Origin of the sequence: Streptomyces sp. NPDC058457, assembly GCF_042720695.1 — a bacterium.
In the GTDB taxonomy this organism is placed as follows: Bacteria; Actinomycetota; Actinomycetes; order Streptomycetales; family Streptomycetaceae; genus Streptomyces.
This window is the reverse complement of the sequence record NZ_JBHXLU010000030.1, coordinates 25481-50921: the sequence shown is the minus strand read 5'-3', so window position 1 is coordinate 50921 and position 25441 is coordinate 25481. Positions and strand designations below refer to the sequence as shown.

Sequence of the window (25441 nt, the reverse complement as noted above, 5' to 3'; positions counted from 1 at the left end):
GTCCGGCCAGATCCGGCTAGGCCGTCCGTCGCCGTGCCGTACGCCGTAGCAGCAGCTGTCGCGCGGGCCGTTCCACGCCTTCGTACAGGAGCCAGGACAGGCCCAGCGACACGGTGAACGCGACGGCGGCGACGGCCGCCCCGGTGAGCAGGTCGAAACGCGGGCGGGTGCCGAGCAGATGGGTGCCCGCCCGCAGCACCAGCAGATGGACCATGTAGAACGCGAACGACAGTTCGCCGAGCCGGACCAGCCGCCGACGCCGCCACAGCGACGGCAGGCCGTGCAGGTCGGCGAGGGCCGCCGCCGGGATGAGCAGCGCGAAGCCCGTGATGGTGCAGGCGGTCGCCGCGTACTCGGCGGTGACCTGCGGGACCAGGAAGTAGCCGATGACCGCCAGCGCCAGCGAGGCCTCAAGCCCCGGACCGCGCCACCGGCCGAGCAGCACCAGACGTGCGGTGGCCGCGCCCAGTACGAACTCCGGCAGCCGGGCGGCAGGGAAGGAACTGATCGGCTGCGTCCACCAGTGGTGCGCGTCCGTCCAGGCCAGCGCCAGCACCGTCAGCACGGACAGCGCGGCCAGCGCCGTGGCGCCCCGTCCGCCCAGCCGGCGCAGCACCAGCGCCAGCAGCGGGAACGCGGCGTAGAAGAACGCCTCGCAGGCCAGCGACCAGCTGACCGGGTCCAGCGTCTGCCACCACGGGCGCCACCAGGAGTGCACCAGGAAGACGTCGGCCAGGCCCTGCAGCAGGGTCGGCCTCGGCTGGCGGGGCAGCGTGCACACCATGACCAGCGCGACGGCGACGGTGACCAGGTGCACCGGGTAGACGCGGGCGATCCGCCGCCACCAGAAGCGCGTTGCCCGGTCGCCCGGCCGCGCGGACCACATCAGGACGAACCCGGAGAGGACGAAGAAGAACGACACCCCCGAGGCACCGGCCTCGAACCCCCAGGTCACGATGCGGCCGCCGGTACCGCCGAAATAGCGGAAGTTGTGCACGTGCAGCCCGAAGACCAGCACGGCGGCCATCCATCTCAGTCCGGTCAGGGAGGGCAGCGAAGGGGCGGGGGCGGACGGCAGGGTGCGGGCGGGTGGCGCGGCGGTCGGAGCGGTCGGAGCGGTCGGAGGGGCCTTGGTCGCCGTCGTCATCGAGTCACCTGCCGGAGGGTTCGCGCGTGGAGCATGAAACGGAGCGTTGCCCGTTCCACAGCTTTCATTCCGGCCTCGTACGAAACATCACACCAACGCCGAGGCGCGGCCTCCGCCATCCGGGCCGCGGCCCCCGCCGGGCTCCACATGCGCCGGAGTGGCGTCTTGACCCGCGCCTTTGGGACGCGGGCGGTGCGCCGGAAGACGGGGGCACGGACGGATGACACCGGCCGCCGCCGCGTTGACGCCGTCAGCGGGTCGGGCAGCGCCTCGCAGGGGCGCGGGGAACTGCGCGACCGGCCACGACGGCGCCGCGGACGATCGACGACATGACGCGGCACTACCCGCGGAGCGCTCAGCGGGCGGTCGCCGTGGCGACGGCGCTGGGCCGGTCCTCGGACGGGATGTCCCGTACCGCCGACGGGGTCGCGGACGGGGCCGCCGACGATTCCCGGGTGGGAGCCTGGGTGGTCTTCCGTCGTGTGGGCGCGACACTCGGGCTCGGACGGGGCGTGACCGGTGCAGGGGATCCCGAGGGGTGGTGCGGGGCGGTGGGGCTGACGGCCGGCGGTGCGAGGGGCAGCTGTGGAGTAGTCGGCGCCGCGGGGGCCGCCAGATGCAGTGACAGGGCGATGCAGGCGGCGACGGCGCAGGTCACCCCGGCTCCGGCCGCCGTGCGGACGAGCCTCCGGCGGCCTGCGGCCCGGCGGATCTCCTCGTAGCGGCCCGGCGGCGGACCGAGGTGCGCGGTCGGCGGACGGAGGATGACGGCCAGCGGGTCGTCGGGGCCGTCGAACTCGGGCTCGTCGTCAAAGCGTGTGGTCAAGGCTTCTCCTCAGATGGCCGCGGAGCAGTTCTCGGGCCGCGTGCAGATCGGCCTTGACGGTTCCTTCCTTGCGCCCGGTCAGCTCGGACACCTCCCGGATCGGCATGTCAGCGTAGTAGTGCAGCAGGATCGGCACCCGCAGCCGCTCGGGCAGCGACTGCACCAGCAGCCGTACCGAGGGATCCGCCTGCTCGGTGTGCGGCCGTGTCGCGGCCTCCGAGCCGGCGCGGCGCACCGCACGGCGCTCGCGCTCCAGCTTGCGCCAGTGGTCCCGGACGAGGTTGGCCGCGGTGACGTAGAGGAAACCGCGCGGCTCCTCCACCGACGTCCACCGGGCCCACAGCCGGGTGAAGGCCTCCGAGGCGATCTCGTGCGCCGTCTCGTCGTCGTCGACCAGACGGCGGCACCAGCCGGCCAGGCGCGGGTACAGGGCGGCGAAGAGCTCGGAGGCCGCCGTGTCACGGGACCGTTTCAACGTTCTCCAGGGTCGATGGGGCTCGCTCGTCGGGGAGGATGCGGGACCGGCGGCGTACGTTCCACCGGTCCCGCACCCGTTCCGGCGGGTCAGGGTTTCGTGCCGGTCGTCGTGCCGGTCAGCGTGGCGAAGACGATGACGTTGTCGAGGTAGCCGTCGCCGCCGCGCGGTCCGCCGCAGGTGATCAGCCGCAGCTCAGGCCGGTCCACGTCCCCGTACACGTCCTCGGTCGGGAACGCGGCCTTGGCGACCGTACGCACCTCGTCGACGGTGAACACCGCGGACCTGCCGTTCTCCAGGCGCACCACGGCCTGCTCGCCCCGGCGCAGCCCGGCCAGCCGGCGGAACACGCCGTCCCCGTAGGCGCCGACCGTGACATGGCCGAGGATCACCGACGGGCCGGTCTGTCCCGGGGTGGGGGAGTGGCGGTACCAGCCCGCACGGTCGTGCGCCGTGACCGGCGGCACCTGCACCGTGCCGTCGGCCGCGAGGCCCAGCCGCAGCAGCGGGGTGTCCACCCCGATCGCCGGGATGCGCAGCCGGACCGGCACGGAACGCCCGAGCGCGGCGGGCGTGGCGGACCCGGACGAGGACACGGACGAGGACGCCGACGTGGACGGCGAGGACGCCACCCGCCGGTGGGCGGCCGGTGCCGTCCGGTCCGGGGCCCGGCCCGCGCAGCCCGCCAGCAGCGAAGCCGTCGCGGCGGTGACGAAGGCGCGCCTGGAGAGCGGGGTCATGCCCCGGTCGCCCGGCGGCGGCGGACGGCGAAGACCGTCCCGCCCGCGGCGATCAGGGCCGCCGCACCTCCGCCGATCAGCGCGCCCTCGGCGCCGGAGTCCGAGGACGGCTCCGTCACACCGGTGTCGGGCGCACCCTGCGGCACCGCCGCGACCTGGTGCGAGTCCCGCGTCGGCGCGGGGGCCGCGGTCCGGCTGGGCACGGCGGACGGCGCCTCGGACGGGACGGCGGACGGTTCCGCCGAGGGGGCGGCGGACGGCGCCACGGTGGGGACCGGGCTCGGGGTGGTGCCGTCGGCGAACGCGGGCACGGTGCCCGCCAGGACGGCGGTGCAGGCGAGTGCCGTGGCGCTCAGGACAGTTCGGCGCATGAGGACGCTCTCTTTCGTCGGCCCGTCGTGGTCGGGGCGGGCTGAGTTACGGATCGAGCGGAGAGACGACCCGGCACCCGGACAGGTTGTAAAGGAATGGCAAAGTCGAGCGGCGGTGGCGAGTGGGGTGGGTGTTGTCCGGTTCGCCACCAGACTTGAGTGGTTTGTTTTCTTGAACCACTCGTGTTTAAGGCGATAGGTTGGCGCCATGACCGCATCCCAGCCCCCGACGACCGCCGCTGAGCTGCGTGGCGCCGGCCTGCGGGTGACGGCCGCCCGCGTCGCGCTGCTGGAGACCGTCCGCCACGGCGACCACCTCGACGTCGAGGCGATCGCCTCGGGCGTCCGTGAGCGCGTAGGCCACATATCACTTCAAGCCGTGTACGACGCGCTGCACGCGCTCACCACGGCAGGACTCATACGCCGCATCGAACCGGCCGGCAGCCCGGCCCGGTTCGAGGGACGCGTCGGCGACAACCACCACCACGTCCTGTGCCGGTCGTGCGGTGTCGTCGCCGACGTCGACTGTGCGGTCGGCGACGCTCCGTGCCTGACCGCTTCGGAGGACCACGGCTTCGCGATCGACGAGGCCGAGGTCATCTACTGGGGCCTGTGCCCCGCCTGTTCCACCGTCAGTATTTCCTGAGTACGTCCTGTATTTCCTGAGTACGTCCTGTAGTTCCCGAGTACGTGCAGTAGTTCCTGAGTACGTCGATCCGCCCATTCCGGAAGGATTTCCCCCATGTCTGAGACCCAGGAGAACGCCGCGGGCCAGTGCCCGGTCGCGCACGACCGCGCACCGCACCCCACCCAGGGCGGCGGCAACCGCCAGTGGTGGCCCGACGGGCTCAACCTGAAGATCCTTGCCAAGAACCCCGCCGTCGCGAACCCGCTCGACGAGGGTTTCGACTACGCCGAGGCGTTCCAGAACCTCGACCTCGCGGCCGTGAAACGTGACATCGCGGAGGTCCTCACCACCTCGCAGGACTGGTGGCCGGCCGACTTCGGCAACTACGGCCCGCTGATGATCCGGATGGCCTGGCACAGCGCGGGCACCTACCGCGTCTCCGACGGCCGCGGCGGCGCCGGCGCCGGCCAGCAGCGCTTCGCCCCGCTCAACAGCTGGCCGGACAACGGCAACCTCGACAAGGCGCGCCGTCTGCTGTGGCCGGTCAAGAAGAAGTACGGCCAGGCCATCTCCTGGGCCGACCTGATGATCCTCACCGGCAACGTGGCCCTGGAGTCGATGGGCTTCACGACCTTCGGCTTCGGCGGCGGCCGCGAGGACGTCTGGGAGCCGGAGGAGGACGTCTACTGGGGTCCCGAGAAGATCTGGCTCGACGACCGGCGCTACACCGGCGACCGTGACCTGGAGAACCCGCTCGGCGCCGTCCAGATGGGCCTGATCTACGTCAACCCGGAGGGCCCCAACGGCAACCCGGACCCGATCGCCGCGGCCCGCGACATCCGTGAGACGTTCCGCCGGATGGCGATGAACGACGAGGAGACCGTCGCGCTGATCGCCGGTGGCCACACCTTCGGCAAGACCCACGGCGCCGGCCCCGCCGAGAGCGTGGGCGCCGACCCCGAGGGCGCGCCGATCGAGCAGCAGGGCCTGGGCTGGAAGAGCACCTACGGCACCGGCAAGGGCGGCGACGCGATCACCAGCGGTCTGGAGGTCACCTGGACCACCAAGCCCACCCAGTGGAGCAACGACTTCTTCAGCATCCTCTTCGGCTACGAGTGGGAGCTGAGCGAGTCCCCGGCCGGCGCCAAGCAGTGGGTGGCCAAGGACGCCGAGGCGATCATCCCCGACGCGCACGACCCGTCGAAGAAGCGCCTGCCCACCATGCTCACCACCGACCTGTCGCTGCGCCTCGACCCGATCTACGAGCCGATCTCGCGCCGCTTCCACGAGAACCCCGACCAGTTCGCGGACGCCTTCGCCCGCGCCTGGTACAAGCTGACCCACCGTGACATGGGCCCGAAGTCCCTGTACCTCGGCCCGGAGGTACCGGAGGAGACCCTGCTGTGGCAGGACCCGCTGCCGCAGGCCGAGGGCGAGGCCGTCGACGCCGCCGACGTCACGGCCCTCAAGGCCAAGCTCCTCGACTCCGGCCTGACGGTCTCCCAGCTGGTCTCCACCGCCTGGGCGTCGGCCTCGACGTTCCGCGGCAGCGACAAGCGCGGCGGCGCCAACGGTGCCCGCATCCGCCTGGAGCCGCAGCGCGGCTGGGAGGCCAACGACCCCGACGAGCTCGCCCAGGTCCTGCGCGTCCTGGAGGGCGTCCAGCGGGACTTCAACACCGGCGCCAAGAAGGTCTCCCTGGCCGACCTGATCGTCCTCGGCGGTGCCGCCGCCGTGGAGAAGGCCGCCAAGGACGGCGGCGTCGACATCGAGGTGCCCTTCACCCCGGGCCGGGTCGACGCGACCGACGAGCACACGGACGCCGAGTCCTTCGCGGCCCTGGAGCCGACCTCGGACGGCTTCCGCAACTACCTCGGCAAGGGCAACCGCCTGCGCGCCGAGTACCTGCTCCTCGACCGCGCCAACCTGCTCGGCCTGAGCGCCCCCGAGCTGACCGTCCTCGTCGGCGGTCTGCGCGTCCTCGGCGCCAACCAGGGCGGCTCGAAGCACGGTGTCCTGACCGAGACCCCGGGCGTGCTGACGAACGACTTCTTCGTCAACCTGCTCGACTACGGCACGGAGTGGAAGTCGACCTCCGAGGACCAGACCACCTTCGAGGGCCGTGACCTGGCCACCGGCGCGGTCAAGTGGACCGGCACCCGTGCCGACCTGGTCTTCGGCTCCAACTCCGAGCTGCGCGCCGTCGCCGAGGTCTACGCGAGCGACGACGCCAGGCAGAAGTTCGTGAAGGACTTCGTCGCCGCCTGGACGAAGGTCGCCGACGCGGACCGCTTCGACCTGGTCTGACCTCCCGGCACCTGATGCCCGGGCCGGCTCCCCGCGAGTCGGCCCGGGCACTGCCGTCTTTACGGCCCCTTGGGCAACTCCCCACCGGGGCAAGGGCGTAGTGCGCTGCACATGATGCGTTCTTTACCCCACCATGACCTCGACTCCCGTTGTTCACGCGACCTTCGCAGACTCTGCACGTCCTGAGTCCCCCCGTACCGGCCGCCCACGGGAGTTCCGCACATGAGCCACGGTCACAGCCACGACCACGGTCACCCTCACCACCATCACCACCACGGGGACGGCGACGCCGCGTCGTCGCTGCCGCCCGCCCTCGACCTGTCCGTCCCCGACGCGGAGCTGACGCCCGGTCAGCTCTCCCGCCGCTCGATGCTGCGCCGCACCGGCCTGCTGGGCGCCGGCCTCGCGGCCGGCAGCGTCCTCGGCGGGGCCGGTCAGGCCGCCGCCGCGGTCTCCTCGGCCCACTCCCAGAGCGGCCGTTCCGGCGGCTACCTGTGGCTGGCCGGCGACCACCACATCCACACCCAGCACAGCTCCGACGCCAAGTACCGGGTCATCGACCACGTCCGGCAGGCCAACGCGCACGGCCTGGACTGGATGGTCATCACCGACCACGGCAGCGAGACCCACGCCAAGATCGGTGTCGAGAAGGTCAACCCGGACATCGTCGCCGCCCGTGACCAGATCGACGACACGCTGGTCTTCCAGGGCCTGGAGTGGAACATCCCGGCCGCCGAGCACGGCACGGTCTTCGTCCACCCCGGCAAGAACGAGGTCGCCGTCCTCAAGGAGTTCGAGAACTCCTTCGACGGCTCGGTGAAGGGCGCCTCCGCGAGCACCCCCGCCAACGAGGCGCTGGCCATCTCCGGCCTCAACTTCCTCGCCGAGCAGGTGCAGAGCCGCAAGGTCAAGGACGCGCTGTTCCTCGCCAACCACCCGGCGCGCAAGGGCATCGACTCCCCGCACGAGATACGCGCCTGGCGCGACGCCCAGCCGTCGATCGCCGTCGGCTTCGAGGGCGCCCCCGGCCACCAGGCGGGCGGCCTGCCCAAGCCGAACGGCCCCGGCTCGGCCCGCGGCATCTACGACAACAGCCCGAGTGCCGACTCCTTCGGCGGCTACCCGCTGGAGAGCTACCGCACCTGGGGCGGCTTCGACTGGATGACCGCCACCGTCGGCGGCCTGTGGGACAGCCTGCTCGCCGAGGGCAAGCCCTGGTGGATCACCGCCAACTCCGACTCCCACAACGTCTACGCCGACACGGCGGTACGCGGCCCGAACAGCGACTTCAACGCCAACGGCCGCTACAACGACCCGGTCTACGGCACCGGCATCAGCCTCACCGACACCGACTTCTGGCCCGGCCAGTACTCCCGCACCCATGTCGGCGCCGCCTCCTTCTCCTACAAGTCGGTCATGGACGGCATCCGCGCGGGCCGGGTCTGGGTGGACCACGGCGGCCTGATCAGCGGCCTCAACGCCCAGCTGGGCTCCGGCTCCCGCGCGGTGACCCTGGGCGGGGTGCTCCAGGTCCGCAAGGGCAGCAGGGTCGACCTCGTCATCGAGATCAGCCTCGCGGGCGGCCCCAACTGGGCGCAGTTCGTGCCCTCGCTGGCCCGTGTCGACGTCATCCAGGGCGATGTCACCGGCGCGGTCTCCGACAAGGACACGTTCGCCACGCCCGCCACCAAGGTCGTGAAGTCCTTCGAGGTCAACAAGGCGACCGGCTCGGTCAAGCTGACCTACTCCCTCGGCCGCCTCGACAAGCCGGTCTACGTCCGGCTGCGCGGCACCGACGGCAACCGCTCCGCGGTCGGCGTCAACGGTGCCGCCGTGGACCCGGCCGGCCCGGCCATCGACGTCCTCGGCGACGCCGACCCGTGGAAGGACCTGTGGTTCTACTCCAACCCGATGTGGGTTCTGCCCGCATGACCTCCCCGCACCACTCGTCCGGCGTTCACCCCGTCATCGGGGTGGACGCCGGTACGGCGACCCTGCGCGAGGCCGACCACCTGATCCACCGGGTGCTCGGCCGACTGGCGCTCACCGAGGATGTGTTCGCCTGCACCCACCTGTACCGCACCGGCGAACGCCGGGGTACGACGGTCTCGCTGGCCGTCCCGGAAGCGGACGTGGACGCGGTGTGGCCGGAGCTGCCCGGCATGCTCCCGGAAGGCACCGGCCTCGCCCTGGCCGGCCGCACCCACGGCCCGGACGACGCGGTGGACGCCGCCCGGCTGGCGGCCGCCGCGCCCCCCACCTCCGGCCGGGCGGTGTCCTACCCCGGCGTGGCGCAGCTGACCGGCACCGTCACCGTCGCGGACCTGCTCGACCACACCGCCATCGAGCACCTGGTGGTACTCGGCGCACCCGCCGCCGAACTCCCGCCCGCCGCAGAGGTCCTGACCCAGGACCACGTACGCCCGGAGTGGCGCGACGGTGTCCTCACCCTCACCCTGGTCCCCGCGGCGGGCGGCCTGCTGGCCCCCTTCGAGGTCCCCAACCCCACCCCCTGCTGCGCGGACCACCTCTGACGCGAGGGTAACCCCTTAGTGACATGCCTCGGTCAACTCTGTCAGGCTTCGAACTCGCACCTTCGTAACGCGTGACCTGTGGCCGCCCTCCGGCGCACCCCTGCCGGACGGGCGGCCTCCGAGCAGGCCGGAATCCCGGCCGGCGTAAAGGAGTTTCGTGTGAGATCGACCCCCCACAAGGCCTTCGCCACCAGCGCGTCGGTCATCGCGGCGCTCGCCGCGGCCCTGCTCCCCGGCAGTACGGCGTCGGCCGCCGAGCAGGCGGCCTGCACCCCCGCCCAGGTGGTCACCAACGGCGGCTTCGAGAGCGGCACCTCACCCTGGACCCAGTCCTCCACCAGCGTGATCACCAGCCGTTCCGGCCAGACCGCCCACGGCGGCTCCAGCTTCGCCTGGCTGGACGGCACCGGCTCCACCCACACCGACTCGCTCTCGCAGAGCGTCAGCATCCCCTCCGGATGCGCCGCGACGCTCACCTTCTGGCTGCACATCGACACCGCGGAGACGACCTCGTCCACGGCGTACGACAAGTTCACGGCGAAGATCGGCAGCACCACGCTGGCGACCTACTCCAACCTGGACAAGAACACCGGGTTCGTGAAGAAGTCGATCGACGTGTCCGCGTTCGCGGGGCAGACCGTGACCGTCGCCTTCAGCGGCACCGAGGACTCCAGCCTCCAGACCAGCTTCGTCCTGGACGACGTCGCCCTCGACACCTCGGCCGCCACCACCCCGGGCGACAGCACCCGCACCCCGGCCGCGCCGTCCTACACCGTCAGCCTGACCAGCAACTCCACCGGCACCGGCTGGACCGGCCACGAGAGCGTGACCTTCACCAACGCCTCCTCGACCGCGCTCAGCGAGATCTACCTCCGGCTGTGGGACAACTACCACGGCACCTGCTCGGCCCCGCCGATCACCGTCAGCAACGTCACCGGCGGCACCGCGGGCGCCCTCTCGGTCGCCTGCACCGCGCTGGAGATCGCCCTGCCGACCCCGCTGGCCCAGGGCCAGAGCACCACGGTCGGCTTCGACCTGGGCATCACCGTCCCCAGCGGCGCCGACCGCTTCGGCTACGACGGCTCCTTCAGCATGATCGGCAACGCGCTGCCCGTCCTCGCGGTCCAGGACGGCTCCGGCTGGCACCTGGACCCGTACACCAACAACGGCGAGTCCTTCTACTCCCTGGCCGCCGACTTCAAGGTGACCCTGGACCACCCCACCAGCATCCTGGTCCCGGCGACGGGCACGTCCACCGACACCCCGGGCTCCAGCGGCCGTACCGTCACCACCGCCACCGCCTCCAAGGTCCGTGACTTCGCCTGGGCGGCCGGGCCGTTCACCAAGATCTCCGGCACCTCACCCGGCGGGGTCCCGATCAACATCTACTCGGTGTCGGGCATCAGCTCCTCCAGCGCCCAGTCGATGCTCACCACCGCCAAGTCGGCCGTGGACGCGCACGCCGGACGCTTCGGGGCCTACCCGTACGGCGAGCTGGACGCGGTCATCGACAACAACTTCTGGTTCGGCGGCATGGAGTACCCCGGCTTCGTCCTCGACCTCGTCAGCACCACCGCGCTCACCCACGAGATCGGCCACCAGTGGTGGTACGGCATCGTCGGCGACGACGAGTACAACAGCCCCTGGCTGGACGAGGCGTTCACCGACTACGCCACCGACCTGGCGCTGGGCAGCACCGGTACGAACTGCTGGAACAGCGTCTCCTGGGCCTCCTCGGCGGAGAACATCACCAACTCGATGGCGTACTGGGACGCCCACTCCTCCCGCTACTCCACCGTCGTCTACGGCTACGGCAAGTGCGCCCTGCACGACCTGCGCCGCCTGATCGGCGACACCGCCATGACCAACCTCCTGAAGAGCTACGCCAGTGCGCACTGGTACGGCGTCTCGACCACCGCAGAGTTCAAGGCGGCGGCCCAGGCGGCCACCAGCACCGACCTGACGTCGTTCTGGACCACTCACCGAATCGTCGGCTGACACCTCCGGCCCGCAGGGCCGGACAGGCGCGGGACGGCCGCAGGCCAGGGCCGTCCCGCGCGTGTCGATGCCCGGAAGGGGCCGGGAATCTCCTCAACGGGCAAGTGTGCGCACCGCGCGAACTCTCCCGCTCCGTGCGGACACCGCCGTGTGGTACCTCTTGCGTCGTCCGTACGCCGACGAGCACCTGGTGTCCTTCACATGAGCAACTCCCGCCCCTTCGTACTGCGTCGCAGCGAGATCGTCGTGAGCCCCGAACGACTGTCGATGCTCGGCGACGCCGTCTTCGCCATCGCCATCACCCTGCTCGCCCTCGACATCACCGTCCCCGAGGGCCTGCACGACTCGGAGGTCCCGCACGCCCTGCGGGAACTGCTGCCCGCGATCGGCGCGTATCTGCTGAGCTTCGTCGTCATCGGCATCCTCTGGCTGACCCAGCACGCCCTGTTCCGGCGGATCGCGACCGTCGACCGCTCGCTGCTCTACCTGTACTTCGCCCTGCTCGCGGTCGTCGCGGCACTGCCCTTCCCGACCAAGCTGCTGAGCGAGTACGGCCAGACGGCGGCGGCCACGGCGTGCTACTCGGGCGCGATCGCGCTGTCCCTCGGATTCCTCTGCGCGATGTACCTGCGCCTGCTGGCCGCCCCCGCGCTGGCCGCCCCGGACGCGGACCCCGAGGAGCTGAGGAAGACGGTCCGCCGCAACATCCTGCACATCCTGGTCTTCGTCACCGCGATCCCGCTGGCGTTCTGGTCTCCCGGCCTCGCCAAGTACTGGTGGTTGCTGGTGATCCCGGTCCGCGCCGTCCACCGCACCCCCGCGCCGGCCGCACCGGCACCGGCCGGGGAACAGCCGGGGAACTGAGGGCAGCGGAAGGTCGACCCGGCCCGCGGGCTGCGGGCCGGGTCGGCGGTGTCAGGCGGTCAGCAGGTCGCCTGCACGGCGGACTCGATGAAGCGGGCCGTGGTCGAGGGATGACTGATCATCGGGACGTGGGAGGCGCCCGGTACCTCGATCACCCGACGGGAACCGGCGCGCTGGTAGAAGAAGCGCTCCAGGGCCGGCGGGATGGCCTTGTCCGCGCCGGCCACCAGGCCCCAGGACGGGATGGTGCGCCAGGCCGCGGCCTGGGTCACGTCGGTCAGGGACGAGGCGCTGAAGGGCCGCTGGGTGGCCTGCATGAGCCGCGCGGTGGCCTCGGGCAGGTCGGCGCAGAACGCGGCCCGGAACTTGTCCTGCGTCAGGTACAGGTCGGTCCCGGTGGAGCCGTCCGCGTTGCTGAAGGGGACACCCCGGGTGGACTCGCCGATCAGCGAGCCGGGATACGAGCCGAGCAGGACACCGAGCTGCTCGCCCTTGTCCGGGGCGAACGCGGCGATGTACACCAGCGCCTTGACGTCGGCGTTTCCGGCCGCCGCGTTGGTGATGACGGCACCGCCGTAGGAGTGCCCGGCCAGGACGATCGGACCGCTGATCGAGGCGAGGACACTGGCGAGGTAGGCCACGTCCGTGGGCAGACCGCGCAGCGGGTTGGCGGGCGCGATCGTCTCGTAACCTGCGTTCTGGAGGCGGCTGATGACATCGTTCCAGCCGGAGGCGTCGGCGAAGCCGCCGTGCACCAGCACGATCGTCGGCCTGGCGGCGGGCGTGCCGCGGTCGGCGGCCACGGCGGTGGCGGCGGTCCGGGTCGCGAGGGCGCTGGTCGCGGCGGCGGCCGCGCCGGTGACGAGCACTCTGCGGCGGGTGAAGGTGGCACGGTCGTGCATCGGATGGCTCCCGTGGACTCGGCTGGGCTGGGTGCGTCCCCGCCCGGGCGTAGGGGTCGCCCGGGCAGGGCGGTCGTACGGCGCGAAGCGCGTGGCCGTGGCTAGGGCTGTTCGGAGACGGCCTCGGCGGCTCGGGCGATGACGGCCGCCACCGAGGCCGGGCGGGAGACGTAGAGGGCGTGGCTGCCCGGGGTCTCCGTGACGGTCGCGCCCGCCCGCTCGGCCATGCTCCGCTGGACCGGCGGCGGGATCATCCGGTCGTCGGCGGCGACGAGATACCAGGACGGCCTGGTCCGCCAGGCCGGCTCGGACACCGTGCCGCCGAGTGCGTCGACGCCCCACGGAACCTGCGAGTCGGCCATGAACGCCGCCTGCGCGGCGGGCAGATCGGCGGCGAAGGACGCCGCGAACCTCTCCCGGTCCAGGGCCAGGAAGCCGTCGGCGGGCGGCAGGATCGGCGGAACCGGTGCGCCGGGCGCCGGGTCTGCGACCAGCGTGCCGACCGACTCGCCCTTGTCCGGGGCGAACGCGGCGATGTACACGAGCGCGGCGACTCCGGGATGGTGGCCCGCCTCCGTGATGACGGCGCCGCCGTAGGAGTGGCCGACCAGGACGGCGGGACCGTCCAGGCCGTCGAGGACCTGACGGGTGGCGGTGACGTCACCCGCCAGCGACAAGGTCGGATTCTGTACGACGGCCACCCGGTAGCCGTCGGCGGTCAACCGCTCGTGCACGCCCTGCCAGCCCGAACCGTCCACGAAACCACCGTGCACGAGCACGATGTTCCTGATTGTCGTCATGGTGCCCCTGACCTGGAGGGACAGGCCCGACGCCCGTCCGCTGCGGATCAGTCAAGCCGGGCCGCGGCGGCCGGACCACGCAGAACAGCACGCAGAAACACCGCACGTTCGGGCATCCGGCGGGGGTCAGGGCGCGGCGGTGGCCAGGGCCGCGCAACGGCGGTGCGCGTCGGCGTCGCCGAGCGTCTCGAACATGAGGGCCGCCCGCTCGTAGGCCAGGCGGCTCTCCGCGTCGCGGCCCTCCGCGGCCAGCAGCGCCGCCAGTTGCTCCAGGGCGTCGGCCTGCCAGTGGCCGGGATCGAGCCGCTCGCCCGGAGCGGTCGCCTCGGTGAGCGCCTCGACGGCCTCGGCCCGGCGGCCCAGCAGCGCCAGGGACCCGCCGAGCGGGGCGAGCGCGTGCCGCCGGACGAACGCCGCGGTGCCCGGGGCCATCCCCGAGCCCGGGTCGCCCGCCAGGGCGACCACTTCGCGGAAACTCTCCAGCGCCTCCTCGTGGCGCCCCTGGTCCCGCAGGCAGAGGCCGAGGTTGACGAGGCTCGAACAGTAGGCGCCGGTGTCACCGAGCCCCTTGAACATCTCCGCCGCCCGCGACGCCGACGCGGCGGCCTCGTCGAGCCGCCCGAGCAGCCGGTAGCCCGGTACGGCGTAGCAGTGCGCCCACGCGACCTGCGCCGTGGCGCCGCTTCGGGTGGCGAGGTCCATCGCCTCGGCCGTGCAGCGCAGGACGGCCTCCGCGTCCAGCGTCTGCACCCCGTGCACCCAGGCCACCTGGTTCAGCTGGGCCGCGTGCCGCCCACGGTCACCGAGGGCCGCGGCGGCCGTGGCGCCGAGAGTGAAGACCTCGTGCCAGTGCGGGCCGTGCGACCACCGGTCGGCGTACCACCCCATCGACTCGGCGCAGCCGAGCACCTCGGTGTGCCGCCCGCCCTCCGCCGCGAGCCGCAACGCACCCAGCCAGTTGTCCACACCGGCACGCAGCCACTCGTCCGCCTCCTCCGGGGACGCCAGGGGAGCGAGCCCCACGAGCCCCGCGTCGGGCACCTCCGGACGGCCGTCCGCGGGCCCGAACCACGCGCCGGCGGCCGTCGCCGTCCGCAGCAGCCACGACGTCGCCCGCTCGGCCAGCGCGGTGCGTTCGGCGGCCGTCTCCTCCTGCTGCAGCCGGTCCCGGGCGAAGAGCCGGACCAGGTCGTGGAAGCGGTAGCGGCCCTCGGCGGTGTCCTGCAGCAGACCCAGGTCGACCAGGTCGTCGAGCGCGTCCCAGGCCTCCTCGGCCGAGGTCCCGCCGGCCACCGCGGCGAGCGCGGCGTCGACGTCCCGGCCGGGCACGACGGCCAGCCTGCGGAAGATCCGCCGCGCGGCCGGCGCGAGTTGCTCGTACGACATCCCGAACGCATTGGCGATCTTGAGGTCGCCGGCCCTGAACTGTTCCAGGCGGCGCTCCTCGTCGGCCAGCCGGCGGGCGAGCTCGTCCGCGCCCCAGTCGGGCCGGCTCACCAGCCGGTTGCCGATGATCCGCAGCGCCAGCGGCAGCCCGCCGCACAGCTGCGCGAGCCGGGTGAGCGCCGGCTCCCCGTCGGCGGCGGACCGTTCGCCGAGGATGCCGGTCAGCAGTTCGGTGGCCTCCGGCAGCTGCAGCGGGCCGAGGACGAACCGGCGCACGCCCTCCAGCCCTGACAGCAGCCGTCGGCTGGTGACCAGCACCCTGGCCGCACCGCCGGCGGGCAGCAGCGGGCGCACCTGCTCCTCGGACGCGGCGTTGTCCAGCAGGACCAGGACCCGGTGCTCCCGCAGCAGCGAGCGGTACAGGGAGGCACGCCCGTGGGTGTCGGGCGGCACCTGCCGGGCGGCGACCCCGAGCGCGCCGAGGAGCAGCGCCAGCGCGTCGTCGACGGGCAGCGGCCGCTGGGACATGCCGAACAGGTCGACGAAGAACACCCCGTCGGGAAAGCCTGCCCGTACCGCGTGGGCGGCCCGGACGGCGAACGTGGTCTTCCCCAGCCCGGCCGAGCCGGTGACCAGGCCCACCACGGCGACCCCGGGGGCGAGGTCGCTGCGCACGAGCTGGTCGACCCAGGCCAGTTCGGCGGCGCGGCCGGTGAAGTCGTCGACGGAGCGCGGCAGTTCGCACAGCCCGGTGGGACGGGTCCAGTGGTCCCGCAGGCGGGCGCCCCGCGCCAGTCCCAGGAGTTGCCGACGGGCGTCGGCCCCCAGGGAGAGCGCGTCCGCCACGGCGGTGACGGTCCGCTCCTGGGGGCCCTTGCTCCGGCCGCGCTCGATGTCCGACAGGGTGCGGGCACTGACCCCCGAGGCCTCGGCGAGCTGCTCCAGGGTCAGGCGGGCCGCGCGCCGATGCCGGCGCAGCAGCTGCGCGAAGGTCGGATGCTCGTCGATCGGGCTGCTCCTTCTCGGCGGGTCGAGTGCGGCGATACGGGTAAGTCGACAGGGGTACTTGACCTGCTTCGATCAGCCGCAAGCCTACTCAGGCTCAGGGGATGGCCAGTTCGGCCCAGATGGTCTTCCCGGACCCGGTGTAGCGGGTGCCCCAGCGCTGGGACATCTGGGCGACGAGGAACAGGCCGCGGCCTCCCTCGTCGTCCCGGCGGGCCCGCCGCAGGTGCGGTGCCGTGTGCGCGTTGTCGGAGACCTCGCACAGCAGGCTGCGGTCCTTGATCAGCCTCAGCAGCACGGGCCCGGTGGCGTACCGGATGCTGTTGGTGACCAGCTCGCTCACCACCAGCTCCGCGGTGAACGCCAGCTCGGACAGGCCCCAGGTCTCCAGCTGGCGCTCGGTGTCCGTGCGGGCCCGGGCCACCATCGCCGGGTCCGGCGGCAGCTCCAGGTCCGCGACCTGGCCGGCGCCCAGCCGCCGGGTGCGCACCAGCAGCAGCGTGGCGTCGTCCGCCTGCGGACCCGGCGGCAGGGTCGACAGCGCCCGGTCGCACAGCTCCTCCAGCGGGCACCGCTGCCAGGTGAGCACATGGGCGAGGCGGTCGATACCGCTGTCGATGTCGGTGCGCCGGTCCTCCACGACGCCGTCGGTGAAGAACGCCACCACGCTGCCGCTGGACAGGCTCAGCTCGACGTTCTCGTAGGGCAGGCTGCCCAGCCCCAGGGGCGGTCCCGGCGCCAGCGCGGACAGCGCCACCGAGCCGCTCGCGTCGGCCACGATCGGCGGGGGATGGCCCGCGCTCGCCCAGACACAGCGGCCGCTGACCGGGTCGTAGATCGCGTACAGGCAGGTCACCCCGAGTGTCTCGTCGCCCAGTCCGTCGTCCGCGTGGGGTTCCGAGTCCTGCGCGACCAGGCCGTCGAGGCGGGTGAGCAGCTCGGCCGGGTCCAGGTCCAGCAGGGCCAGGGTCCGTACGGTGGCGCGCAGCCGGCCCATGGTCGCGGCCGCGTGCACACCGTGGCCGACCACGTCGCCCACGGTCAGGCCGACCCGGGCACCGGACAGCGGGATCAGGTCGAACCAGTCGCCGCCCACCCCCACCCGGCTGTCGGCGGGCAGATAGCGGTACGCCACGTCGACCGCGCTCTGCTCGGGCAGGTGCTGCGGCAGCAGGCTCCGCTGCAGCACCAGGGCCGCCGAGTGCTGGCTGGTGTACCGGCGGGCGTTGTCGATGCCGACGGCGGCGCGCTCGGTCAGCTCCACGGCGAGCGTCTGCTCCTCGGGCCCGAAGGGGTCCGGGTTGCTGCTGCGCCGGAAGGTGGCGAGTCCGAGGACCGCGTCCCGGGCGACCAGCGGGACGAACAGGCTGGAGCGCCGGTCGGCCGGTGCCGGCCCGTCCGCCGGCCCGTGCGGTACGGCGTCGACGACGGGGCGGCTGGTGGCCAGGCTCAGCGCCTGCGGCGACGACGGCGGATAGGAGACGGGAGTGGTCCGGAACTCCTCCGGGGTACGGCCGTGCATCCGCAGCAGACTGTGCCCCGGCGCCGATCCCGTCGGCGGCTGCCGGCCCTCGATGACCGCCGGCGGCAGGTCCACCAGCACCTCGTCGGCCAGCTGCGGCACCGCCACGTCGGCGAGCTCCGCGGCCGTACGGCGTACGTCCAGCGAGGCGCCGATGCGCTTCCCCGCCCGCACCAGCAGGGACAGCCGCTCCTGGGCGCGGTAGCGGTCGGTGATGTCCAGGGACTCCTCGAACAGCCCCAGCGGCTCGCCCCGGGCGTCCACCAGCCGGTGGTACGAGCAGGACCAGACGTGCTCGCGCACCGGGTCGGCGGGGGCCCGCCCGCGATAGTGCATGCCCATGATCGGCTCGCCCGTAGTGAGCACGTGCTCCATGATCTGGTCCTCGTCCGGAGGATGGTGGCGGGAGATGAACTCCCCCTCGGGAAAGAGGTCCGCGGCCGGACGGCCGACGTACTGGGCGATCCCCGCGAGCTCCAGATCGGTGGAGACGTTCCCCCATACGACGCGCATGTCCGTGTCGAAGATCGTCAGGCCCACGGAGGACTCCGTGGCCAGCCCCTGCAGCATGGCCAGCTGCGCCTCCCAGCCACGCAGCGCCTCCAGCTCCGCCGCGACCACGACGGTCGCGGCCATACCCTGGGGCGCGAGCGGGCTGAAGGTCACGGCCGCGCGCAGGGTGCGCCCGTCCCTGCAGGACAGGTCCAGTACCGTGCTGCGGGGCCGGTGCGCCGTGCAGAGCGCGGAGAGCCGCTGTCCCGGATCCGCCGCCAGCAGGCGGGCCGCCGGCCGGCCGAGCACGTCCTCGGGCGGATGTCCGAGGAGGCGCTGGGCCGAGGCGCCCCATCCCGAGATGCGGCCTTCGGCGTCCAGCACCGCGGCCGCGGCCTTGGTGAGGTCCAGGGGACTGTGGAAGTCGACGTTGGCCGCGTTCGGAAAACGATCCATGGGCACCGCTTCCCTCCGTGCTCCCTCAGCATCCCGTGCCACAGGACGGACGACAACCGCACGCACCGCCGGACGCACGGCCGCGACCGCAGCCCCCTCCGAGCTGCTGCCGATCGGCACCGCCGACACGCCGCCCCGGCCGGACGAGGCCGCCACCGCCCGCCTGGTCCGGTTCAGCACCGTCCCGCAGGCCGCCCGCGGCGGTCGGGCCTGCCTGCCGGAGAGGGCCGGTGACGGCATCCGCACGCTGATGGCCGGCCGGACCGCCGACTCGGGCGTGCCGGCACCCGGACCGCCGGAGCCGGACCGCCGGCACCCGCAATGCCGGATTCGGACCGCCGCCACCCGGACAGCCAGGAGTCGGCACGCGCCGCGTCGTGGGGTCAGTCGGTGTGGCCCTCGCCGTGGCCGCCGTGGGCCGTGCCGTGGTCGAACTTCATCGCCTCCTCGGGCATGACCACGAACGGCCGCATCATGCCCATGTCCTCGTGTTCGAGGAGATGGCAGTGGTACATGAAGCGTCCGTAGGCGCCGTCGAACCTCCCCATCACGCGCAGGACCTGCCCGCCCGGCACCCGGAAGACGTCCTTGTGGCCGAGCTCGTTCGGCGCCGGCGGAAGCTGCTTCGCCGCGTCGTAAGCGATCGGCTTGGCGGTGCCGCCCACCGCCGGGTCGAAGCCGGAGACGTCGTAGGCGTCGCGGCCCAGCAGCTGGAAGTCGGCCAGGTGGATGTGCATCGGGTGGACGATCGGCGCCAGGTTGAGGAAGCTCCACTGCTCGTAGGAGCCCTCGGCGATGGTGAAGCCCAGCGCGTCGTTGAAGGTCCGCGAGGTGCGCCGGTACGTCTTCGTCGTGCCGTCCGCCCCGGTCAGCTGGATGACGCCCTCGGCCGGGACCTGGACGGAGCCGGGGTCGGTGACCTCGGTCATCTCCCAGATCTCCGGGTGGCCGCCGGCGCCCTTGGTGGCCGGCGGGGTGAGCACGATCAGGCGGTGGCCGTGCGGGATGTCGTGCGTGAGCCGCCGGAAGGAGCCGGAGAGCACCTCGGGCAGCTCGAAGCCGTCCGCCGCGCCGCCGCAGCCGACCCGGAACTCCAGCACGGCGGGATAGCGCACGTCACCGGCCGGGTCGCTCACGCCCGGCGGCTGGTTGCGCCCCTTGTTGACCAGGCGCAGTTTCTTGCCCGCCAGGCCCCGGAAGTCGGCGAGCAGGTCGAATCGCTCGGCCGGGGCCGCGGTGAGCGTCGGCAGCGCGGCATCGAAGCCGACCGGGACCGGGCGGGGCAGCAGCCCGCCGTCGCTGCCGATCTGGTGCAGCACGCCGGGAACCGGGTTGTCGTCCTCGTCGACGAGGACGAGTTCGTAGATGCGCGCGTTGGACGCGTTGACGAGCCGGAGGCGGTACCAGCCGTCGGCCACCTCGGCGTACGGCCAGATGCGGCCGTTGACCGTGGTGTACGGGCCGGTGAACGGGGTGGAGACCGGCTTGCCCGTCTCCGGGTTCCGCTGCTGGACGACCACCGTCTTGTGCAGCAGCCGGCCGTTGAGACGGCCGTCCTCGTCGGTGTCCAGGTTCCGGTCGGCGAGCAGCAGCGGGATCTCCCGCTCCCCGCACGGCAGTTGGAGAGCGTCCTCCTCGTCGTCACGCACGAGGTAGGTGCCGTACAGGCCGGTGTGCACGTTCCACCGGGTCACGTTCATGGCGTGGTCGTGGTACCACCACTGGACCGCCTGGTGGTCGTTCGGATACTCGGAGAGCTGGGCGTCGCCGGAGCCGACGGCGTTGTCCGCCCAGCCGTCGTTGCCCCCGCCGGTCCGGGCGCCGTGCAGGTGGGTCACCGTCCAGGCGGGCAGGGCGGCGACGTCCTTGTCCGGCTCGACGCCCTCGCGGCCGGGCTCGGTGTTCGCCTGCGGACGGCCGTCGGTGCGCAGCGGCACCTGCACCGAAGTGACCGGGTACTCGCTGCCCTTGGGGATCCGGTTGGTCCAGGCGATGCGGACGCGCTGGCCGCGGCGGACCTCGATGGTCGGGCCCGGCACCTGCCCGTCGTACCCCCACATCAGGGTCGGCGGGAGCTGCGGGTGCAGGCGGACCCAGGTCGGGCGCAGCGCGATCTCCGTCTCGCGCAGGACGTCGCCGGTGCCGGGCCGCAGGACGGGCGGTACCGGCAGCGGCGTGACGTACGGCGTCAGTTCCTCCGGCGTCGGCTCCGCTTCCCCGGCGCCGCTCTCGGTGATCCTGTCGATGATGTCGGTCAAGGTCGAACACCCCCGTGTTCTGTGGCTCTTTCGTGTTCTGCGGTTCTTTTCCCCTCACTCACAGGACTCCCGAGCCGCGCCCGACGTTCCAGGAATGCCCCGTTCCACCCGAAAGGGTGAGTATTTCCGGCCAGCCGTGTTCCTGCGCCGAAAACGCCGATCGGCACGGTCCGGGGAGGAGGACCGTGCCGATCGGGGCGGGGCGGGGCGGGGGAGGGGTCAGGCGGCCGTGCGCTGCCTGCGGCGCAGCGTCAGGTACGTGCCCGTGGCGCCGACGGCCACCAGGGCGCCCACGCCGAGGCCGACCGGAAGGGCCGGGAACTGGCCGGAGTCGGTCGTCGCGGCCGTGTTCACCATCGCCGGGCCCGGGGTGATGTTGGTGCTCACCGCGGAGACGTGGCGGATCGGGCCGATGTGCTTGACGGAGCCGTCCGAGTTCAGCAGCACCTGCTTGTTGTTGGGGTGCTTGAAGTCGAACATGTTGGTCAGCGAGCCCGCGGTGGCGTCGAAGGAGTGGTCGCCGACGCGGCCGGTGTGCCAGTTGTCCTCGATGAAGCGGGTGATCGAGGACTGGTCGGTCTGGGTGTGGTCGACCTTGTTCACCTTGCTGTACGGCGAGACGACCAGCAGCGGCTGCCGGGTACCGGGGCCGCAGCGGTCGGCGTAGCCACCGGACGCGGCCGGGCCCGCCTGGCAGGCCGCGCTGTCCAGGGCCTTGCCGTTGGAGCCGACCGTGGAGTCCTTGGAGCCGTTGCGCGGCGTGGCGTAGGCGTGGTCGTACCAGCCGTCGGAGTCGTCGTACGCGATGACGATCGCGGTGGACTTCCACTGCGGCGAGCTCTGGACGGCGTTGATCTCGTCGACGAGGAAGTGCTGCTCGTCGGTCGGGTCCGAGTAGCCGGCGTGGCCGTCCTGGTACTCACCGGCCTTGAGGAAGCTGACGGCCGGGAGCTTGCCCGCCTTGGCGGCCGCGGTGAAGTCGGTCAGGTCGTAGTTGTGGTTCGCCTGGCCGCTGTGACCGATCTCGTTGACGTTCTTCGGCGCCACGTGGTGCGGGTTGGACGTCGACTTGTAGTACGAGAACGGGTTGTGGTGCGGGCTGTAGTCGACCACGGAGGCGCCGCCGACGTTGGTGTGCGTGGTGTCGCACTTGGCGTAGGAGCCGGACGTGCCGCTGTAGGCCGTGGACGGACGGAAGCCGCCCTGGAACCAGCCCCAGGTCACGTGCTTGGAGTTGAGCAGGTCGCCGATGTTCTTGCCCTGCAGCGAGGCCAGCGCGCTGGTGCTGGTGTGGTCCTTGTCGGAGCAGTCGTCGTAGGCCGGGTCGGGGTCGTTGACGACCGTGCCGACGCCCTTGGCGTCCGGCGACGCGATGGCGTACGAGTCGGGGGTCGACGTCTGCTTGCCGGTGACCGAGTCCACCGAGACCGCGCCGTGCGTCTGACCCGAGATCAGGTTGAGCGCGCCGGGCGTGGACGGGCCGTAGACCGAGCTGTAGGAACGGTCGTTGAGGGCGTACTGCTGGGCGTAGTTCCACAGACCGGTGACGGTGTTGCCGTCGTAGTAGTCCATCACCAGGCCCGGCTCGCCGAACAGGCCGCCGCTGCACTTGTCGACCTCGGTGTTCTGCACGAACTGGTCGGCCTTGCCGCCGTCGTAGGCCAGCTGCTCGGGCCCGTAGGAGTGGTTCTGGTCGCAGGTCATCGCCTGGGACGAGGAGAGCCGCTTGGGCGTGTACTGGTTCGGGTTCTTCGTCAGCAGCCCGGCGTGCGCGACGGTGTCGATGTCCTTCGGGGTCTTCTCGGACGCCGTGAACTTCGTGCCGTCGGTGTTCGCGGCCTTCGGGTAGGTCGCGAAGTAGTGGTCGAAGGAGATGTTCTCGTCGAACAGCACGACCACGTGCTTGATCGGGGTCGCGGTCGACGAGCCGCCGCTGTGCCCGGCGGGTACGGCGGCCCAGCTGGGCGCGGTGCTCCCGAGGACCGTGAGTGCGGCGGCCCCCGCGAGAGCGCCGAGGCTCCTCATCGCGGTTCGTCTTCCTGTGCTGGCCATGCTGGTTCCCCTCCGGGCATGAACGTCACTGCGTCGTACAGGCAGGGATGCTTCGCTCGTTCGCGGGCGCTCCGGCGGAGCCATGATGGCGGGTGAATGAACACCGGGTCAGGGATGCTGGGGCAAACCTTGACTGGGTATTGACCGTTCGGGCTAGGGAATTGCAATGGAGTTGTTCGAACAAGCTCAGGTGAGGAGAGCGCGCCCGAACCAGTCGTTCCGGTCCCGTACCCCGGGCAGGGCGAAGAAGTAGCCGCCGCCGAACGGAGAGACGTAGTCGACCAGCGGCTCCCCGGCCAGCCGCTTCTGCACGGTCTCGAACTGCCGGGCCAGGTCCTGCTGGTAGCAGCTGAACAGCAGGCCGATGTCGAGGTTGCCGTTGCTGTCCATGCCCCGGTCGTAGTTGTAGGCGCGGCGCAGGATCCGCTGGTCGGCGGTGGCTGTGGTGCGCGGGTTGGCCAGCCGGATGTGCGCGTCCAGGGGGATGACGTCGCCCTTCGGGTCATCGGCGTAGTCGGGCGTGTCGTGCTCGGCGTTCCCGTCCAGGGGCGCCCCGGACTCGCGGGACCGGCCGAACATCCGCTCCTGCTCGCTGAGCGAGACCCGGTCCCAGAACTCCACCAGCATCCGGATCAGCCGTACCACCTGATAGCTGCCGCCGACCGCCCACTCCGGTTCGCCGGCGTCCTTGCCGACCCACACCAGCCGGTCCATCTCCCGGGCGCTGGTGGTCTCCGGGTTGGCGGTGCCGTCCTTGAACCCCAGCAGGTTGCGCGGGGTGCCGGACGGGCGGGGCGGGCTGCTGAAGCCGTCCAGCCGCCAGCGGACCTGCATACCGCCCCGGGTGTGCCGGGCGATGTCGCGCAGTGCGTGCAGCACGGTGTCGGTGTCGTCCGCGTGCAACTGCAAACTGAGGTCGCCGTGGCACCACTCGGGCCGGAGATCGTCGTCCGGGAAGGCGGGCATCGTCGTCAGCCGGCGAGGCCTCAGTCTCCCGAGCCCGTACCGGTCGTCGAAGAGCGAGCCGCCGACGCCGACGGTCACCGCCAGCGCACCGGAGGGCAGTTGCTCACCGAGGACGCCCGAGTCGGCGGGCGGGCCGGTGACACCGACCGGGTCCGGGGTGCCGCCCGAGGTCAGGAAGCGGGCGCGGTCGGTGAGCGTGTGCAGCACCTCGGTCAGCTCGGCGCGGCTCTCGGCGGTGACGTCGAAGGACGTGAACACGGTCGTCCGGCGGGGCGCGGCGATCGCGGACCGCTGCCGGGCGCCGTGGAAGGGAGCGATCGTGCTGGAGGTCGTGGTGTCCTTGCCGGTGGTGTCCGTACCGGGGGCGGCCGCACCGCCTGCGGCCAGCCCGGCGCCCGCGAGGGCCGCGCCGCGCAGGAACCCGCGGCGGCCCACTCCGCCCTTGCCGGCCGTCTCGTCCGCGCTCATACCGTCCTCCGCGGATCGCACAGGGTCGCCACCGACGCCAGCCGCTCCACCAGGTCGCCGAGGACCGCGTCGACGTCCTCGCGCTGCCGGTGACCGAGCTTCCCCAGCGGGGTCCAGGTGCCGCCGTGCCCGAAGCCGTCGAGGGTCTCGCCTGCCCGCTTCAACTCGCTCTCAAGACCGGCCAGACCGGCGTACCGGGTGGCCAGCAACGGGTGCAGCCGGGACATGACCTGCACCGTGCCGTCCAGGTTGGCGCGGGCGGTGGCGAGGTTGCTGCCGCTGCCGTAGTCGGTACGGCCGGTCAGCTCGAACTGCACCGTGTTCTCCAGGATCTCGTGCGCCCGCAGCCCCAGCTGGGCGGGGTCCATCCGGGTCTGCGCCCAGTCGTCGCGCAGCGCGGTGACCGCCTTCACCAGGCCGGCCGCCGGGCCGCGCAGAGTGGCGGCGGACTCGCCGTGCCACAGGCCGTACTCGATCCGGTGGAAACCGGTGAAGTCCTTGTCGTGCACCCCGCCGGGCAGCCCCGCGTCCGTGCCGTTGATCGCGCCGTCGGCGTCACCGAAGGCGTCGTACGCCGCGCCCAGCCGCTCGTACTCCAGGTGCGCCGGCAGCCAGGCGGTGCGGGCGGCGGCGAGATCGCCGCGGTCGACCGCGTTCCGCAGCGTCGTCGTCAGCCGTACGACGTCGGACAGGCCGCCACCGACCCACTTCTGGTACGCCAGCGCGGGCGGGATCAGGTCGTGCTCGGTGACCGGGGCCGCGGCCGGACCGCTGCGGCCCTTGCTGATGCGGACCGTGGGCCCGGTGACGGCGTCGGCGTCGTCGGGCACGCACTTGAAGGCGTACGCGCCCTTGCCGAGCCGGACGGTCAGCTTCCGGGTCGTACCGGGCCCGATGTCCTCCACCTCGCCGTACACGGCCTGGCTCTTCGGGTCCTCCAGGAGGACCTCGGCGGCCCCGTCGGTCGGGTTGTGCAGGTCGAAGACCTGGACACCGGAGACCGGTGTGCTCCATCCCCGGCCGCAGCGGCTGGCGGACACCTCCACGGTGGTGTGCGGCAGCGCGGCCGGGTCGGCGGGTGCGGGGCGTGAGTCGTGCGTGAGCGCCAGTACCCCGGCCACCAGGCATACGACGGCGACACCGACGACCGCCCAGGGACGCAACGACCTCCAGCCGAGGCCGGACAACACCATCCCGAGCTCCCGGGGTTCGTACCGTTCGTGATCGCCTCATGTTAGGCAGCC

At 72.3% G+C, this 25441-nt stretch carries 19 protein-coding genes; 6 read left to right on the top strand and 13 right to left on the bottom strand.

Translation table 11 applies throughout. The features are described from left to right. Positions 1 to 16: 16 nt before the first annotated feature. From ACFWPS_RS23825 to ACFWPS_RS23805, 5 genes are all read right to left on the bottom strand, one after another. Positions 17 to 1147 (bottom strand): acyltransferase family protein, encoded by a 1131-nt coding sequence (locus ACFWPS_RS23825; RefSeq protein WP_383708162.1) that lies wholly within the window; start codon positions 1145 to 1147, stop codon positions 17 to 19. 355 nt (positions 1148 to 1502) lie between these two features. After that, a complete protein-coding gene (locus ACFWPS_RS23820; RefSeq protein WP_383708161.1) occupies positions 1503 to 1973 on the bottom strand; it encodes a hypothetical protein in 471 nt (156 codons plus the stop codon). Next, positions 1957 to 2448: an RNA polymerase sigma factor gene (locus ACFWPS_RS23815; RefSeq protein WP_217544929.1), complete on the bottom strand. Its 492-nt coding sequence runs from the start codon at positions 2446 to 2448 to the stop codon at positions 1957 to 1959. Before ACFWPS_RS23815 ends, ACFWPS_RS23820 begins: the two co-directional genes overlap by 17 nt. 89 nt (positions 2449 to 2537) lie before the next feature. Continuing rightward, a complete protein-coding gene (locus ACFWPS_RS23810) occupies positions 2538 to 3188 on the bottom strand; it encodes a class F sortase (RefSeq protein ID WP_383708160.1) in 651 nt (216 codons plus the stop codon). Next, positions 3185 to 3559 carry a sortase-dependent protein gene (locus tag ACFWPS_RS23805; protein ID WP_383708159.1) on the bottom strand — a complete coding sequence of 125 codons (375 nt, stop codon included), beginning with the start codon at positions 3557 to 3559 and terminating at the stop codon, positions 3185 to 3187. The genes ACFWPS_RS23810 and ACFWPS_RS23805 overlap by 4 nt, the downstream gene beginning before the upstream one ends. A gap of 208 nt (positions 3560 to 3767) precedes the next feature. On the opposite strand from ACFWPS_RS23805, the gene ACFWPS_RS23800 reads away from it, so the two are divergent. The 6 genes from ACFWPS_RS23800 (at position 3768) to ACFWPS_RS23775 (ending at position 11890) form a co-directional block, all read left to right on the top strand. Continuing rightward, positions 3768 to 4205 (top strand): Fur family transcriptional regulator, encoded by a 438-nt coding sequence (locus ACFWPS_RS23800; RefSeq protein ID WP_383708158.1) that lies wholly within the window; start codon positions 3768 to 3770, stop codon positions 4203 to 4205. A gap of 96 nt (positions 4206 to 4301) precedes the next feature. Further along, positions 4302 to 6494, top strand: coding sequence for a catalase/peroxidase HPI (katG, locus tag ACFWPS_RS23795; protein WP_383708157.1), 2193 nt, complete (start codon positions 4302 to 4304; stop codon positions 6492 to 6494). Between the two features lie 222 nt (positions 6495 to 6716). Next, complete coding sequence (locus tag ACFWPS_RS23790) at positions 6717 to 8426, top strand: PHP domain-containing protein (RefSeq protein ID WP_383708156.1); 1710 nt, start codon at positions 6717 to 6719, stop codon at positions 8424 to 8426. Beyond that, complete coding sequence (locus ACFWPS_RS23785; RefSeq protein WP_383708155.1) at positions 8423 to 9028, top strand: hypothetical protein; 606 nt, start codon at positions 8423 to 8425, stop codon at positions 9026 to 9028. The genes ACFWPS_RS23790 and ACFWPS_RS23785 overlap by 4 nt, the downstream gene beginning before the upstream one ends. A gap of 159 nt (positions 9029 to 9187) precedes the next feature. Then, on the top strand, positions 9188 to 11026 hold the full coding sequence (locus ACFWPS_RS23780) for a M1 family aminopeptidase (RefSeq protein WP_383708154.1): 1839 nt from the start codon (positions 9188 to 9190) through the stop codon (positions 11024 to 11026). Positions 11027 to 11227: 201 nt separating this feature from the next. After that, the gene (locus ACFWPS_RS23775) at positions 11228 to 11890 is read left to right on the top strand and encodes a TMEM175 family protein (RefSeq protein ID WP_383708153.1); all 663 of its coding nucleotides are present in this window, start codon (positions 11228 to 11230) and stop codon (positions 11888 to 11890) included. A 59-nt stretch (positions 11891 to 11949) separates the two neighbouring features. On the opposite strand, the gene ACFWPS_RS23770 is transcribed toward ACFWPS_RS23775, so the two are convergent. From ACFWPS_RS23770 to ACFWPS_RS23735, 8 genes are all read right to left on the bottom strand, one after another. Then, entirely contained in the window at positions 11950 to 12792 is an 843-nt protein-coding gene (locus ACFWPS_RS23770) for an alpha/beta fold hydrolase (RefSeq protein ID WP_383708152.1), read from the bottom strand. A 101-nt stretch (positions 12793 to 12893) separates the two neighbouring features. Beyond that, entirely contained in the window at positions 12894 to 13592 is a 699-nt protein-coding gene (locus ACFWPS_RS23765; RefSeq protein WP_383708151.1) for an alpha/beta fold hydrolase, read from the bottom strand. Between the two features lie 126 nt (positions 13593 to 13718). Beyond that, positions 13719 to 15956 (bottom strand): tetratricopeptide repeat protein, encoded by a 2238-nt coding sequence (locus ACFWPS_RS23760; protein ID WP_383708215.1) that lies wholly within the window; start codon positions 15954 to 15956, stop codon positions 13719 to 13721. Between the two features lie 124 nt (positions 15957 to 16080). Further along, a complete protein-coding gene (locus ACFWPS_RS23755; protein ID WP_383708150.1) occupies positions 16081 to 18453 on the bottom strand; it encodes a SpoIIE family protein phosphatase in 2373 nt (790 codons plus the stop codon). Between the two features lie 383 nt (positions 18454 to 18836). Further along, on the bottom strand, positions 18837 to 20711 hold the full coding sequence (phsA, locus tag ACFWPS_RS23750; RefSeq protein ID WP_383708149.1) for an O-aminophenol oxidase PhsA: 1875 nt from the start codon (positions 20709 to 20711) through the stop codon (positions 18837 to 18839). A gap of 219 nt (positions 20712 to 20930) precedes the next feature. After that, positions 20931 to 22763 carry a phospholipase C gene (locus tag ACFWPS_RS23745; RefSeq protein WP_383708148.1) on the bottom strand — a complete coding sequence of 611 codons (1833 nt, stop codon included), beginning with the start codon at positions 22761 to 22763 and terminating at the stop codon, positions 20931 to 20933. Positions 22764 to 22949: 186 nt separating this feature from the next. After that, positions 22950 to 24197: an iron uptake transporter deferrochelatase/peroxidase subunit gene (gene efeB / locus ACFWPS_RS23740; RefSeq protein WP_383708147.1), complete on the bottom strand. Its 1248-nt coding sequence runs from the start codon at positions 24195 to 24197 to the stop codon at positions 22950 to 22952. Further along, complete coding sequence (locus ACFWPS_RS23735) at positions 24194 to 25390, bottom strand: EfeM/EfeO family lipoprotein (RefSeq protein ID WP_383708146.1); 1197 nt, start codon at positions 25388 to 25390, stop codon at positions 24194 to 24196. Before ACFWPS_RS23735 ends, efeB begins: the two co-directional genes overlap by 4 nt. Positions 25391 to 25441 lie beyond the last annotated feature (51 nt).